Source organism: Rhodoferax sp., assembly GCF_010365055.1.
Taxonomy (GTDB): Bacteria; Pseudomonadota; Gammaproteobacteria; order Burkholderiales; family Burkholderiaceae_C; genus Rhodoferax.
On record NZ_JAAFHA010000088.1, the window covers coordinates 1 to 15,570 of the forward strand.

Consider the following 15,570-nt stretch of genomic DNA (forward strand, 5'->3'; position numbering starts at 1 on the left):
CAAGCGCGGTAGCCGCTTGATGGCACGCACGGCCGAGGGGACGGTGACGGCAAAGTTTGGCGTGCTGGCCGGAAACTGCACGCTGGCTGAATACGGTCCAGCGGTGGCGCCCGATATCACGCCGCGCATCATGCCGGTGGGAACCTACATCATTGGCACCGCGCCGCTGGCGCCAGACTTGTGCCAGCGCCTGATCCCGAGCAACGCCAGCGCCTGCGACAACAATTTCATCCTCGATTACTTTCGCTTTAGCGCCGACCACCGCATGCTGTTTGGTGGCCGCGTCAGCTATACCACCCGAACACCGGCCCACTTGCAGGAAATCATGGCGCGGCGCATGGGCGACGTATTTCCGGCGCTACGGCATGCGCCGATTGACTTCGTCTGGGGCGGTTTTGTCGACATCAGCATGAACCGCGCGCCCGACTTTGGCCGTTTGGGCGACAACCTGTATTACCTGCAGGGCTTCAGCGGCCACGGCGTGGCACTGACCGGATTGGCCGGGCGCGTGGTGGCGCAAGCGGTGGCCGGGCAGGCCGAGCGCTTTGATGTGTTTGCCAGGTTGCAGCACCGCAAGTTTCCGGGTGGGCCGCTGTTACGAATGCCCAGTCTGGTGCTTGGCACGCTGTATCACCGGCTGCGCGACGCGCTATAAAACTCAAGCCTTGGGTGCCAAACACGCCAGTGCGCCGGCAATCGCTTTGGCGACCAGTGGGCCGTGATGTTCAATGTCATTTAACGGCGCATAGCCGTAACCAATGACCAGACCTTTGGCGTCGCTACGTTGTAGACAATACGCAGACAACGCGCGCACCGTCAGACCAAGTTCTCCAAGGCGCTGCGCCAAGGCCTTGTCGTCGAGTGCATGGGGCAGCCGCACACACAGGTGCAAGCCCTGCTCAGCGCCGGAGATTTGAGCGTGTTGCCCAAGGCAGGGTTGCAGCGCGGCAAGCAAGCACTGCCTGCGCTCGGCGTAGCCCTGGCGGGCACGGCGCAGCGCGCTGGCGAAATGCCCCATTTCAATGAATTCTGCCAACGCCGCTTGCAGCGGCATCTGGCCCGGCCGGTTCAGGTCGTAGTGCGCCTGCTTGAAGGACGGCACGAGTACCTTGGGCACGACCAGGTAGCCCAGTTTGAGGCCGGGATAGAGCACTTTCGAGAATGAACCCATGTAAAGCACGCGCTGGTCAGTGTCCAGGCCGGCCAGTGACGAAATCGGTGGCCCGCTAAAACGGAATTCACTGTCATAGTCGTCTTCCAGAACCCAGGCTTTGTGGCGGCGGGCAATCGACAAAATCTGGTGCCGCCGCGCCAGCGACATCACGGCACCGGTCGGGTACTGGTGGGATGGCGTCACATAGATCAGGCGTGGCGGCTTGGCTTCGTCCTCCGCTTGGGGTGCAATACCTTCCTGATCGACCGGCACTGAATGCAGGCGCAGGCCGGTCGCCATGAAGGCTTTGACGGCACCCCAATAGGCCGGGTCCTCTAGCCAGACCGTATCCAGGTGATCGGCGAGCAGTTGCGCGCACAGTTCCATCGACTGTTGTGTGCCGCTGGTAATGATGACTTGATCGACCTCAAGCGGCACGCTGCGAAAGACGCGCAGATAGTCGGCCACAGCCCGGCGCAGCGGCCCGTAGCCGCCGGAGTAGTTGTAGTCCAGCATGTCGGGATAGGTCATGCGCCAGTGCTTGTTTTGCAGGCGCTGCCATAACGCCACGGGAAAGGCGCTGAAGTCGGCGATACCGGGGGTAAACGGCTGAATCTCAAGTTGCGTGGCACAAAACGTCGTCGCCAGCGCGTGACCGCGTCGGGACAATGTCGCGCCCTGCCTCTCTTGGGCCGGCCGGTGGCGGGCCGCAGCCTTGGGGACACTGTCGTTGACAAAGGTGCCGCTGCCTATATGGCTGACCAGGTAGCCCTCGACCCCCAACTGGTTGAGCGCTGCCACCACGGTATTGCGCGACAGGCCCAGATCCTGTGTCAATTCGCGACTGGACGGCAGGCGCTGGCCTGCGGACAATTTGCCATCCAGCAGGGCGCGGCGTAGCGCTTCGTATAACTGTCGGTGCAGCGGCAGCTTGTTCTGCATGCCCAGGCGTGCAATCTCTGTCAATAGATATTCGGAGAGCATAAAGTGGCACCATGCACTAGGTTAAACCAGCCCCCATTGTGAGCCAATTGCGCAGGCACAATAGTGAAAAGTATACGGAGTCAGTTATGACAAAACCGCCTTCCAGGGGCCGGCCACCGAAAGCTGACAGCGCCAAACGCAAGCCCGTGGTGCTGATGTCCATGGGCGCACAAGCACGCAATGGTCATGACTATCAAGTGATGACCGTCAAGTACATTCGGCCACTGATTGAGCAGGCTGGCTGCGTGCCTCTGCTGGCGCCCACCTGTTTTGGCACGCGAGACATCGAACAATACCTGTCCATGGTCGATGGGGTCTACTTGACCGGCGCCGGAACAAATATTGATCCGGCCCTGTACGGCCAGCACAATCTGACGCCCGAAAAAGCGCAAGACAAAGACCGCGATCTGTTTGATTTACCGACCATTCGCATGGCGCTGGCCATGGGCCTGCCGCTGCTTGGTGTTTGCCGCGGGATGCAGGAAATGAACGTTGCGTTTGGTGGCGACATCCATCAGAAGCTCTACACGATCCCTGGCATAAAGGATCACCGCGAGGACCCCGCGGCGCCGGTTTCTGAACAGTACGCCGCGCGCCACACGGTACGCCTGGTGCCCGGCACCTGGTTCGCCGAGTTGATGCAGCAGGATGAGATTGCGGTCAACTCCTTGCATGGGCAGGGCATCAAGACCCTTGGTCATGGCCTGCAAGCCCTGGCGCATGCAGAAGATGGCGTCATAGAAGCCATCCACATGCCGGGGTTCACGCAATTTACGCTGGGTGTGCAATGGCACCCTGAGTGGATGACGGCGCAGAACCCGCACTCGATCCGCCTGTTTGAAGCTTTCGGTGAAGCCTGTCGCGGTCGCGCCGGCGTGATTGATTGAGAATAGAGTGGCACCGTGCGCTTGCTTCAACTGGCTCCTTTCTAGAACCAATTGCGACCACACAATGATGAAAAGAAGACGGAGACGGTTATGACAACGCCACCCTGCCTGGTTTGGCTACCGATGGATCACCGCATGTTGGGTGATCACGAACACCAGGCGCCCTATCTTGTATTGGGCGACAAGTATGCCCGTGCGGTGATGGTCGGCATGCAGGCCCAGCCGGTGCTTTTTCCCTTGGCGCAAGCGCAGCAAATTGGGCCGCTGCTGAATTTGGTCGACGGTGTCATGCTGACGGGTTCTCCCTCCAACGTGCATCCTTCGAATTTTGACGAGATCGTGTCAGACCCTGACCTGCCACTGGATGTGGAACGTGATTCCCTGACGCTGGCTTTGATCAATGCCTGTGTGGCGCAGCACATCCCCCTGCTGGGCATTTGCCGTGGGTTTCAGGAAATCAATGTGGCCATGGGCGGAACGCTGCATCAGCGGGTGCACTTGGTGCCCGGACTGATGGATCACCGGGAACCAGAGAACGTTTCGATTGCGCAGCAATATGCGCCGCGTCATGCGGTCAAGTTTTTAAAAAATTCTGTATTTGCACGCTGGGCGGGTGGGGAGCAGGCGCAGGTTAATTCGCTGCACGGGCAAGGAATCGCTCGCTTGGCACCGGGTTTGCGCGCACTGGGCCATGCGCCCGATGGACTGGTGGAAGCCTTTGAGGTGGTGGGTGCCAGGTCTTTTGCCTATGCAGTTCAGTGGCATCCCGAGTGGCAGTGCTGGGACACTCCTTTTTACGCGGCTATTTTTAACGCTTTTGCGCAAGCCTGTCGCGCACGACAATGTGCACGGGGGTCTGATTCCGAGCATGTGCTGTAGAAAGCACCCTGAGGAGTAACCAATGAACGACAAGAAAACCATGAACTTCAACGATTTGGAGCAATGGCTCAATGAACGCCGCGTGACCGAGGTGGAATGCCTGGTGCCCGACTTGACGGGTGTCGCTCGCGGGAAAATCCTTCCGCGCGCCAAGTTCACTGAAGACCGGGGCATGCGCTTGCCGCAGGCAATCGTGGCGATGGGTGTTACGGGAGAGTTTCCTGAAAGTGGGCCGTACTACGACGTGATTGACCCCACCGACAAAGACATGCAGTTGCGCCCAGACCCCACGACGGTGCGCATCGTCCCTTGGGCCACCGACCCGACGGCCCAGGTGATTCATGACTGCTTCGACCACCAAGGCAATCTCGTGCCTTATGCGCCGCGCACTGTTTTGCGTCGGGTCTGCGATTTGTTCGCCGCGGAAGGCTTGCAGCCCATTGTGGCGCCCGAACTCGAGTTCTATCTCACGGCCCGCAACACCGACCCCAACACCTTGCTGCGGCCACCGATTGGTCGAAGCGGACGCTCCGAAACCTCGCGCCAAGCCTACAGCATTGATGCGGTCAACGAGTTTGACCCCTTGTTTGAAGAAATTTACGACTTCTGCGACAAGATGGAACTCAATGTCGATACCTTGATCCATGAAGTCGGCGCCGGCCAGATGGAAATCAATTTTTTCCATGCCGAGCCTCTGGGACTGGCGGACGAAGTGTTCTTTTTCAAGCGAACGGTCCGTGAGTCGGCGCTGCGCCATGACATGTACGCCACGTTCATGGCCAAACCGATTGCCGGCGAGCCAGGCAGTGCCATGCATGTGCACCAAAGTCTGCTGGACGTGGCGACCGGCAAAAATGTATTCAGCAACGAGGACGGCACACCGTCCGAGACCTTCATGCACTACATCGGCGGCTTGCAGCGCTACATTCCGGCGGCCATGGTGCTGGTGGCGCCTTACGTCAACAGCTACCGCCGACTGTCCCGCAATTCGGCCGCCCCGATCAACATTGAATGGGGCTTTGACAACCGGACCGTGGGCATCCGCTCGCCGATATCGTCGCCGCAGGCGCGCCGGGTTGAAAACCGTGTGATTGGCGCCGATGCCAATCCCTATGTGGCCATGGCCATGACCCTGGCCTGCGGCTACCTCGGCATCAAAAACAAGATAAAGCCCAAGCCGGAGATGAAGGGCGACGCCTACCTGGCGCCCCATTCCTTGCCGCGCAGTCTGGGTGAAGCGCTGGACTGGTTGCGCCGCGAACCGGACCTGCATGAGGTGCTCGGCAAGGAATTCATCACGGTGTACTCCGAAATCAAGGAGCTTGAGTTTGATGAATTCATGAAGGTGATTTCGCCCTGGGAGCGCGAGCATCTGTTGCTGCATGTTTAGCCCGTGTGTTTGAGCCGGCTTGTCAAAGCTGTCACGTCCGAACCCGTTTGAGGAGCCCACCATGAACCCGTCGACCCTGATTCCACCGCCTGCGTTGGTACGCCGCACCGAACACTACGACACCCGGGCGCTGCAGGCGCTCGACAGTGCGCACTTCATTCACCCCTTCACCGATCATGCCGACCTGGCGACACGCGGCGCGCGCGTGATCACCCGGGCTGAGGGTATTTACATCTGGGACTCAGAAGGCGAGAAGTTGCTCGACGCCATGAGTGGCTTGTGGTGTGTCAACGTAGGCTACGGACGCAAGGAGCTGGCCGATGCAGCCTACCAGCAAATGATGACGCTGCCGTTTTACAATAATTTCTTCCAGACCACCAATGTGCCTGCCGTGAAACTGGCGGCGCGCCTGGCCTCCTTGGCGCCCAAAGTGGACGACCGCAGTTTTGAGCATGTGTTTTACTCGTCCAGTGGCAGTGAAAGCAATGACTCCAACGTGCGCATGGTGCGTCGCTATTGGGACCTTCTGGGCCAACCGCAGCGCAAGGTCATCATCGGTCGGCTCAATGCCTACCATGGCAGCACCATGGCGGGCGCCTCACTGGGGGGGATGAGTGGCATGCACGCGCAAGGGGATTTGCCCATTCCGAATATCACCCACATTGATCAGCCATACTATTTTGAAAACGGCCTGCCCGGGGAAGGTGAGTCCGAGTTTGGGCTGCGTGCGGCTGGCTGGCTGGAGGCAAAAATTATCGAAGTGGGTGCAGATAAGGTGGCCGCGTTCATTGCTGAACCCATTCAGGGTGCTGGTGGTGTCATCATTCCGCCTGCGACCTACTGGCCCGAGATTCAGCGCATTGTCGACAAGTACGACATCCTGCTCATCAGCGATGAAGTGATCTGTGCTTTTGGACGTCTCGGACATTGGTTCGCCTATGAAAAATTTGGCTACAAACCCGATCTGGTGACCTTCGCCAAGGCCGTCACGAGTGGCTACATCCCGCTAGGCGGGGTCATGGTGGGAGACCGCGTTGCCAAGGTGCTGATTGAAAAAGGTGGCGAGTTCAATCACGGTTACACGTATAGCGGGCACCCGGTTGCCTGCGCAGTGGGCTTGGCCAATCTGGCCATCATGGAGCGCGAGCAACTGCCGCAGCGTGTGCGCAATGACATTGGCCCCTACCTGGCTCGTGGTTTCGAAAAAATCGCCGAACACCCATTGGTCGGCGTCGCTGAAACCTGCGGCTTCACGGCAGGTCTGGTTCTGGTCAAGAACAAGGCGCGGCGCGAGCGCTTCGCCGAAGCGCTAGGCGTTGGCATGATTTGCCGCAGACACTGCTTTCAAAACGGTCTGATCATGCGCGCCGTGGGTGACCGCATGATCATCGCACCGCCATTGACCATGACGCACGAGGAAATTGATGAGATGTTGCGCCTGATTCGACAGGCGCTCGATTTAACGCAACAGGAATTGCACCAAAACGGGCTAATCTGATCGTTTATACCAATAGTTTTGTGGCGTGTTTATTGCTAGCCTTTCATTCGCAATACTTTCATTTTCTTTCCCATAAACGGAGTGTTCCTCATGATGAAAAAGTACCTATGGTCATTTGCGCTGTCTGCGCTGGTGTTGGCTGCTTGCGGAAAAAAAGAGGAGCCACCGGCCCCCGTGGCAGCACCCGCCGCGGCAGTGAGTGCGCCTGCAGCCGTGGCGCAGAACACCGAAGAAAAAGTCCTCAATATCTACAACTGGCCTGACTATGTTCCCGAAGGTCTGACGGCCGCGTTTGAAAATGAAACCGGCATCAAAGTCAATTACGACACCTTCGAGACCAACGAAGCGCTGCATGCCAAGTTGGTGGCGGGCAACACCGGCTATGACATCGTGGTGCCGGGTTCGGTGTTTGCCAAGCCGCAAATTGAAGGCGGCATGTTCCAGCCACTGGACAAGGCGAAAATCAAGAACCTGGGCAACCTGGACCCGGCCATCATGGCCACACTGGCCAAGTACACCGACCCTGACAACAAGCATCTGGTGCCGTGGGCTTGGGGCTTTACCACCGTGGGCATCAACCAAACCAAGGTCGCCAAAGCGCTGGGTAAAACGCCCATGCCTGAAAACGCCTGGGACCTGGTGTTCAAGCCCGAATACACCAGCAAGTTGAAATCCTGTGGCATTGCCTACCTGGATTCGCCCACCGAGATCATCCCGGTCGCGTTGCACTACATTGGCAAAGATGCGTATTCGAACGATCCTGCTGATTACAAACTGGCGAGCGACATGCTGGCCAAGGTGCGCAAAGACGTGCGCATTTTCAGTTCGACCATGATCGATGACATTGCTGGCGGAAAAGCCTGTGTGGTCATTGGCTGGTCCGGTGACATCAACATTGCGGCTGATCGCGCCAAGGAAAACAACTCCAAAGATGTCATCGAGTCGCTGTTGCCCAGCACCGGCGCATTGATTTTCTTTGACACCATGGCCATCACCAAAGATGCCAAGCACCCCAACAACGCGCTGGCCTTCATCGACTTTTATCTGCGTCCTGAAAATGCGGCTCGCATGGCCAACGAAATGAACTACCCGACGGCGAATAAGGCAGCGATGGACAAAATCAAGCCTGAAATTGCCGGCAACAAGACCATTTTTGTAGAAGCAGATTACTTCTCCAAGATGATTGCCCCGAGCAGTTTCACCAATGAAGCACGCGAAGCCATGGCCACGGCCTACAACAACTTCAAGAAAGGCAAGTAAGCCGGGTCCTTGCCTGATCCAGGGCTGTTTGTACGCCGGGTATAAGCAGCCCTTTCTATTTGTTCGGTTGAGTGTTCAAACCTGAGGTCAACGCATGGCTGAAACTGGCTCCAAGGACAATTATCTGGTGACCGAAAAACTGGTCAAGCGCTTTGACGAGGCGGTGGCGGTCGATGAGGTCAATCTGTCGATCAAACAGGGCGAAATTTTTGCTCTGCTGGGTAGTTCAGGCTGTGGCAAGTCCACCCTGCTGCGCATGTTGGCCGGGTTTGAGACGCCCACTTCCGGTCGGATTTTGCTTAACGGGCAGGACGTGGCCAGGCTGGCGCCCTATGAGCGGCCCTTCAACATGATGTTTCAGTCATATGCCTTGTTTCCGCATCTTGATATTTGGGAAAACATCGCCTTTGGTCTCAAGCGCGAGGGTCTACCCAAAAGCGACATTCAGCAGCGTGTCGGCGAAATGCTCGACCTGGTGCAACTCACCCCTTATGCCAAACGCAAGCCGCACCAGTTGTCGGGCGGACAGCAGCAACGCGTGGCGCTGGCGCGCAGTCTGGCAAAAAAGCCCAAGGTGCTGCTGCTGGACGAACCCCTGGGGGCGCTGGACAAAAAGTTGCGCGAGCAAACCCAGTTTGAGCTGGTTAATATCATCGAAAAAGTCGGCGTGACTTGCGTCATGGTCACGCATGATCAGGAAGAAGCCATGACCATGGCCGGGCGCATTGCCGTCATGAGCAAAGGGCGCGTGCTGCAGGTGGGGTCGCCTGAAGAGGTTTATGAACATCCGTCCAGCCGTTTCGTTGCGGATTTCATTGGCAACGTGAATTTGTTTGACGGCAGGTTGAGCATTGATCAGCCCGACCATTGTGCGGTGACAGCCAGCATTGGTGAAATCCATGTCAATCACGGGGTGAGCGGGGCGCTGAACATGCCGACCGCGATTGCGGTGCGGCCAGAAAAAATTGAAATCAGTAAAGAACCGCCTGCCGCAGACCACAACATATTTGCCGGAAAAGTCAAAGAAATCGCTTACTTTGGCTCGTACAACACCTTCATCGTCCAGACGAAAGAGGGCAAGCGGGTGAAGATTACCGAGGCCAATACCTCGCGCCACGAGCTGAGCCACATCACCTGGGAGGACGATGTCTTCTTTTGGTGGAGCGACAGTGCTGGCGTGGTGTTGCGCGACTAAACGGGCTTTGCCATGACCAAGTCAAACCTCACCCTGCCCGGCAAGCGCTTTGTGATTGGCGTGCCTTACGTCTGGCTCGTTGTGTTTTTCATGTTGCCGTTTTTGATTCTGCTCTACATCAGTTTTGTCGATATGGGCAACGACATCTCGCCCTTTAAACCCATTTGGGACTCTGAAACCGGCTTGCTCAAACTAAAGTACGAAAACTACTACTCGATCTTTCAGTCGGGTGACGATGGCGGTCTGTTTCAGACCATTTACATTGAGGCTTACCTGCGTTCGATCTGGTACGCGCTGTGCACTGCGGTGCTGTGTCTGGTGATCGGCTACCCGTTTTCATATTTCATTGCGCGCTCGGCTGCGAGTGTGCGGCCGGCGTTGCTGATGATGGTGATGCTTCCGTTCTGGACTTCGTTTTTGCTGCGGGTCTATGCCTGGAAGGGAATTTTGGCGGATCAAGGCGTGCTCAATCGCGTTCTCATGACCCTGGGGCTCATCACCGAGCCGATGCAAATGCTCTACACGGATGTGTCGCTGCTGGTGGGGATGACCTATGTGTACCTGCCCTTCATGGTGTTGCCGCTGTATGCCAATCTGGTCAAGATGGATGTTCGGCTGTTGGAGGCCGCCTACGACTTGGGGGCCTCGCCCTTCAAGGCGTTCTGGCTGGTCACTGTGCCGCTGTCGAAGACCGGCATCATTGCCGGCTTCATGCTGGTGTTTATTCCCTGTGTCGGTGAATTCGTGATTCCCTCGCTGCTCGGCGGGCCGGAAAACATCATGATTGGCCGGGTGGTATGGGACGAAATGTTCACCAGCAACAACTGGCCGCGTGCCTCTGCGCTGGCGGTGGTGATGATCGGTCTGATTGTCGTTCCCCTGGCCATTTACCACCACTTTACCGCTGATCCGGCCGAAGCGCGTCAATGAAGGAGCGGTCATGAAACATCTGTTGAATCGTTATTTTGGAAAGGCCTGGCTGGCCGCCACTTTTTTGTTTTTGTATCTGCCGCTTTTCTTTATGGTCGTGTTCTCGTTCAACAGCACGCGTCAGGATGCCGAGTTCACCGGCTTCTCACTGCGCTGGTACGAGGCTTTGACGCGTGACACCAAGATCGTCGATGGCTTTTGGCTGTCCGTGCAAGTGGCGACCGCGGCTGGTGTGGCCTCGGCGGTGCTGGCCACGTTTGCGGCTTTTGTGTTGGTGCGCTACCGCCGCTTTGCCGGGCGCACGCTGTTTTCTGGCATGGTGAATGCGCCGCTGGTGATGCCTGAAGTGGTGATTGGCTTGTCGCTGCTGCTGTTGATGGTGGGCGTGCAAAACGCCCTGGACTGGCCGCAACGCGGCATGCTGACCATCGTGCTGGGGCACACCTTGCTGGGCATGGCGTATGGCATGGTCGTGGTGCAGTCGCGCTTGTTGGAAATGGATCGCGCCATAGAAGAGGCGGCCATGGACTTGGGCGCGAGACCGCTTCAGGTGTTCTTTTTGATCACCATGCCCAATATCTTGCCAGCTATTTTTGCCGCGTATTTGCTGGCGTTTACCTTGTCGTTTGATGATGTGGTAATTGCCGAGTTTCTGTCTGGCCCAGGGGTCAATACCTTGCCGCAAGTGATTTTTGGTTACGCCAGGCGCGGCATCAATCCGACCATTTACGCAGCGGCCACGCTGCTGATTGTGTCGGTGACGCTGGTGGTCATCACCTACAGTGTGTGGGTCGCGCGCCAGACGCGCAGACGCGAACGTGAAATTGCGGCCGCGGCACGCGCCGAGCTGCTTGCCTTGCAGGCGCCGTAACAAGCCCCCTATGCCTGCAAGGACGCTTTGGGTGCCCCTGCGCACCTTCCTTTTTTTGTAAGAGGTCACGATGGTAAATCAACAATTTGATGGTCGCGCTCTGATCAATGGCCAGCGTGTCGATGCCCGCGACGGTGCGACTTTTGACTGTATTTCCCCGGTGGATGGGCGCTTGTTGACGGTGGTTGCGCGCTGTGGGCAGGCCGATGTGGACGCGGCAGTTGCGGCAGGTCGCGCTGCGTTCGAAGACCGGCGCTGGCGTGGCATGGCCCCGGCGGCGCGCAAACGGGTGATGATCAAGTTTGCTGACCAGCTGTTGGCGCACGCCGATGAGCTGGCGCATATGGAAACGCTCGACATGGGCAAGCCCATCCAATACGCGCGTGCGGTGGATGTCAACAGCGCGGCCAATTGCATTCGCTGGTACGGCGAAGCCGTGGACAAGATCTATGACGAAATCGCACCGACGGCCAGCACGGGACTGGCCCTGATTCAGCGCGAGCCGGTCGGGGTGGTCGGCGTCATCGTGCCGTGGAATTACCCGATGATCATGGCCGCCTGGAAAATTGCACCCGCGTTGGCGGCGGGCAACTCGGTGGTCCTCAAACCCAGCGAAAAGTCGCCTTTGACCGCGTTGCGTCTGGCAGACCTGGCGCTGGAAGCGGGCATTCCGCCTGGCGTCTTCAATGTGGTGCCGGGTTACGGTACGCAGGCCGGCTCGCCCCTGGCCTTGCACATGGATGTCGATTGCATCGCCTTCACCGGTTCGACTCGGGTGGGCAAACAGATTCACATCATGGCCGCGCAGAGCAACCTCAAGCGCGCCTGGACCGAGCTTGGGGGCAAGTCGCCCAACATTGTGTTTGCCGACTGCCCGAGCCTGGACGGGGCGGTGGCGGCGGCGGTAGGCAGCATGTTCTTCAATCAGGGGGAGAGCTGCAACGCGCCCTCGCGCCTGTTCGTCGAGGCCAGCATCAAAGAGAGGTTTTTGGAAAGGGCGTTGGCGCTGGTGCCGGGCTTTGCACCGGGCAATCCCTTGGACCCGGCCACCGTCATGGGTGCGATCGTGGACAAGACGCAGATGGACTCGGTCTTGCGCTACATCGAAATCGGCAAAAGCGAGGGCGCCCAATTGCTGGCTGGTGGTGAGCAGGCGCTTCAGGAGACTGGCGGCTGCTATGTGCAGCCGACCATTTTTGATGGTGTCAAGAACGACATGACGATAGCGCGTGAAGAAATCTTTGGCCCGGTGCTGTCGGTACTTTCTTTCACCGATGCCGCCGACGTAGTACGCCAGGCCAATCAAAGCGTCTATGGCCTGCAAGCCGCCGTCTGGACGCGCGACATCAACAAGGCACACGGCGTGGCGCGTGCTTTGCGCGCCGGCACGGTGCATGTGAACCAGTATGACGAAGACGACATCACCGTCCCCTTTGGTGGCTTCAAGCAAAGTGGCATCGGGCGCGACAAGTCACTGCATGCATTTGACAAATACACAGAGACCAAGACCACCTGGATCCGCATTGACAGCCCGGTTTGATGGGTCTGAAGAGATTTATAAAAACAGGCTGTAGCCCCTGTTGAATATGCGTATATAGCTACTAAAACAATAGCTATTTGAGGCGCGGAAGTTGCCCACGCGGTGTGTGATGATGACGCCAAGGCCTTTTGAATGATGACCACCCAACCGAAAGCCCAGCCCATGACCGAACCGATTGCCCAACTCATCGCGCAGCACCACATTCATGAAGTGGAATGTGTGATCCCCGACATGACTGGCATTGCGCGCGGCAAGATACTGCCCAAGGACTTGTTCCTCAGTGCCGGTGAAATGCGGCTGCCGAAAAGCGTGCTGCTCAACACCGTCAACGGCCAGCAGCCTGATAACGGTCCTTACGTCGGCGACACCGACCCCGACATGATCTGCAAGCCTGACCCGGCCACTTTTCGTATCGTTCCCTGGGCGGCCGAACCGGTGGCCGTTGTCATCCATGACTGCCTGGAGCCAGATGGCTCCCCGGTGAGCTTGTCGCCGCGCGCGGTGCTGCGCCGCGTGCTTGACCTTTACCGTCAGCGCGGCTGGCAACCGGTGGTGGCACCCGAGATGGAGTTTTTTCTGGTGGCGCGCCAGCAAAACCCGCACGAGCCGCTGCACCCCCCGATCGGGCGCACCGGCAAGCCCGAAGCCGGGCGGCAAAGCTATTCAATCGACGCGGTCAACGACTTTGATCCGTTCTTCATGGAGCTCTCCAACTTCTGCACCATTCATCGGCTTGGCGTCGAAACCCTGATTCATGAAGCGGGGGCGGGCCAGATGGAGATCAACTTTGCCCACGGCGAACCGCTGGAGCTGGCCGACCGGGTGTTCCTGTTCAAACGCACCGTGCGCGAGACCGCGCTGCGCCATGGCATCTTTGCCACCTTCATGGCCAAACCGATGGAGGCCGAGCCCGGCAGCGCCATGCACATCCACCAAAGCCTGCTCGATACCGATGGCCGCAACCTCTTCAGCCAGAGCGACGGCAGCGCCAGTCCGGCGTTCTTTCACTACATCGCCGGCTTGCAGAGCTACGTGCCGCAGGTGATGCCGATGTTTGCGCCGTACGTCAACTCTTACCGGCGCCTGGCACCCTACATGTCGGCCCCGACCAATGTCCGCTGGGGATACGACAACCGCACCTGCGGCATCCGCATTCCCCAGTCCACGCCAGTCAACCGCCGGGTGGAAAACCGGGTGCCAGGGGTCGATGTCAATCCCTATCTGGCCATTGCAGCCACCTTGGCCTGCGGTTTGCAGGGGATGCTGGAAGCACGCCAACCCGACGAAGCCTTGGGCAGCAGCGCCTGGAATCTGCCTCATGAGTTGCCGCGCCACCTGGAGGATGCGATCGAATTGCTGCGCGCCTGCACGCCGATGCGCGAGTTACTTGGCACTCAGTTTGTCGAGGCTTTTTGTGCGGTCAAGGAACTTGAATTTGGCACTTACAACCGCGTCATCAGTTCGTGGGAGCGCGAACATTTACTGCTGCTGGTCTGACACGCATCATGCATGACCACCCCCTTTGCCCCAGCCGTAGCGGCCTGGACTGGGCGCGCGCCCAAGCGCTCTTGCGAAAAGAACAAGCGGCCTTCATCTTGCGCAACCCACACTCGCAGGCGCTGGCCCGACGTGCCGCGCAGCACCTGCTGTTTGGCGTGCCCTTGCACTGGATGAACGACTGGGGCACGCCGTTTGCACTGCAAGTGGTCCAAGCCCAGGGGGCACACTTGGTGGACGCCGACGGCCACACCCTGGCTGACTTCTGCCTGGGCGATACCGGCGCGATGTTCGGTCACTCGCCCGCCCCTGTCGCCCGAGCGGTGACACGTCAAGCCACGCAGGGCTTGACCGCCATGCTTCCAGGCGAGGACGCTGCAGTGGTCGGCGAGTTGCTAAGCGCGCGTTTTGGCCTGCCCTTTTGGCAATTTGCCATGACCGCCAGCGACGCCAATCGCTTTGTGCTGCGCTGGCTGCGCGCCGCCAGCGGTCGGCGAAAACTGGTCGTCTTCAATGGCTGCTACCACGGCACCGTCGATGACGTATTCGTCGACCTGAAAGGGGGGCAGCCAACCCAGCGCAGCAGCCTGCTCGGCCAGGTCCATGATCTCACCGCACACACCGTGGTGATCGAGTTCAACGATCTCGCCGCACTGGAAGCGGCCCTGACCCAGGGCGACGTCGCTTGCGTGCTGGCCGAGCCGGCCATGACGAACATCGGCATGGTGCTGCCCGCGCCAGGCTACTGGCCGGCGGCGCAAGCCTTGATTCGCCGCCATGGCGCCGCGCTGGTGCTGGACGAAACCCACACCATCAGCTGCGGCCCCGGTGGCTACGCGCGAGCCAATGGCCTGCAGCCCGACGCCGTGGTGCTCGGCAAGCCCGTGGGCGGTGGCGTGCCTTGCGCGGTGTATGGCTTCAGCGCCGAGTGGGCCGAGCGCGCCGTGCGGGCCAAACACAGGGCGCCGCCCGGCCATTCCGGCATTGGCACCACGCTCAGCGGCAACCTGCTGGCCATGGCTGCCATGCGCGCCACACTGAGCGAACTGATGACGGACGCGGTCTATGCCCCGATGCTGGCGCTGGCGACCACGTTGGCCGATGGCTTGCGCGAGTGCATTGCGCGGCACCACTTGCACTGGTGTGTGACGCAACTGGGAGCGCGCACTGAGTTCCAGTTCCGTGCAACGGCGCCGCGTGATGGCAGCGAAGCTGCTGCCTCGCTGGATGCCGAGCTGGAGCGCCTGGTTCACCTTTCGCTGCTCAACCGCGAAGTCATGATCACGCCCTTTCACAACATGATGCTGGTGTGCCCCGCCACTGCGCCAACCCATGTGCAGAAACTGATCGACGCCTTCGACCAGGTACTCGATGAAATCGGCATGGGTTAGGCTGAAGTTCCTCCCTCAAAAAACCGATTTTCCCCTGTGACGGACCCGACAAATGCGGTTCCGCGTTCTGTCTACGTTTTGATCTGCGCGATCAA

At 59.0% G+C, this 15,570-nt stretch carries 13 protein-coding genes; 12 read left to right on the forward strand and 1 reads right to left on the reverse strand.

Going from position 1 to position 15,570, the window contains the following annotated elements:
• On the forward strand, window positions 1-655 hold a 655-nt coding region (locus GZ093_RS16380), incomplete at its 5' end, for an FAD-binding oxidoreductase (protein ID WP_296487907.1).
• A gap of 3 nt (window positions 656-658) precedes the next feature.
• On the opposite strand, the gene GZ093_RS16385 is transcribed toward GZ093_RS16380, so the two are convergent.
• Window positions 659-2,137, reverse strand: coding sequence for a PLP-dependent aminotransferase family protein (locus tag GZ093_RS16385; RefSeq protein ID WP_296487909.1), 1,479 nt, complete (start codon window positions 2,135-2,137; stop codon window positions 659-661).
• Between the two features lie 86 nt (window positions 2,138-2,223).
• On the opposite strand from GZ093_RS16385, the gene GZ093_RS16390 reads away from it, so the two are divergent.
• From GZ093_RS16390 to GZ093_RS16440, 11 genes are all read left to right on the forward strand, one after another.
• Window positions 2,224-3,024, forward strand: a complete 801-nt coding sequence (locus GZ093_RS16390) for a gamma-glutamyl-gamma-aminobutyrate hydrolase family protein (protein WP_296487911.1) — start codon at window positions 2,224-2,226, stop codon at window positions 3,022-3,024.
• A 90-nt stretch (window positions 3,025-3,114) separates the two neighbouring features.
• Window positions 3,115-3,903: a gamma-glutamyl-gamma-aminobutyrate hydrolase family protein gene (locus tag GZ093_RS16395; protein WP_296487912.1), complete on the forward strand. Its 789-nt coding sequence runs from the start codon at window positions 3,115-3,117 to the stop codon at window positions 3,901-3,903.
• Window positions 3,904-3,925: 22 nt separating this feature from the next.
• Complete coding sequence (locus tag GZ093_RS16400) at window positions 3,926-5,293, forward strand: glutamine synthetase family protein (protein ID WP_296487913.1); 1,368 nt, start codon at window positions 3,926-3,928, stop codon at window positions 5,291-5,293.
• A gap of 61 nt (window positions 5,294-5,354) precedes the next feature.
• Window positions 5,355-6,791, forward strand: a complete 1,437-nt coding sequence (locus GZ093_RS16405; protein ID WP_296487915.1) for an aspartate aminotransferase family protein — start codon at window positions 5,355-5,357, stop codon at window positions 6,789-6,791.
• Between the two features lie 90 nt (window positions 6,792-6,881).
• On the forward strand, window positions 6,882-8,051 hold the full coding sequence (locus tag GZ093_RS16410; protein ID WP_296487917.1) for an extracellular solute-binding protein: 1,170 nt from the start codon (window positions 6,882-6,884) through the stop codon (window positions 8,049-8,051).
• Between the two features lie 94 nt (window positions 8,052-8,145).
• The gene (gene potA / locus GZ093_RS16415) at window positions 8,146-9,246 is read left to right on the forward strand and encodes a polyamine ABC transporter ATP-binding protein (RefSeq protein WP_296487920.1); all 1,101 of its coding nucleotides are present in this window, start codon (window positions 8,146-8,148) and stop codon (window positions 9,244-9,246) included.
• A gap of 12 nt (window positions 9,247-9,258) precedes the next feature.
• Window positions 9,259-10,176, forward strand: coding sequence for an ABC transporter permease subunit (locus tag GZ093_RS16420; protein ID WP_296487922.1), 918 nt, complete (start codon window positions 9,259-9,261; stop codon window positions 10,174-10,176).
• Window positions 10,177-10,186: 10 nt separating this feature from the next.
• Complete coding sequence (locus GZ093_RS16425; RefSeq protein ID WP_296487924.1) at window positions 10,187-11,047, forward strand: ABC transporter permease subunit; 861 nt, start codon at window positions 10,187-10,189, stop codon at window positions 11,045-11,047.
• A gap of 70 nt (window positions 11,048-11,117) precedes the next feature.
• The gene (locus tag GZ093_RS16430) at window positions 11,118-12,587 is read left to right on the forward strand and encodes an aldehyde dehydrogenase (protein WP_296487926.1); all 1,470 of its coding nucleotides are present in this window, start codon (window positions 11,118-11,120) and stop codon (window positions 12,585-12,587) included.
• Between the two features lie 162 nt (window positions 12,588-12,749).
• Window positions 12,750-14,084 carry a glutamine synthetase family protein gene (locus tag GZ093_RS16435; protein WP_296487928.1) on the forward strand — a complete coding sequence of 445 codons (1,335 nt, stop codon included), beginning with the start codon at window positions 12,750-12,752 and terminating at the stop codon, window positions 14,082-14,084.
• Window positions 14,085-14,092: 8 nt separating this feature from the next.
• Window positions 14,093-15,475 (forward strand): aspartate aminotransferase family protein, encoded by a 1,383-nt coding sequence (locus tag GZ093_RS16440; RefSeq protein ID WP_296487930.1) that lies wholly within the window; start codon window positions 14,093-14,095, stop codon window positions 15,473-15,475.
• Window positions 15,476-15,570 lie beyond the last annotated feature (95 nt).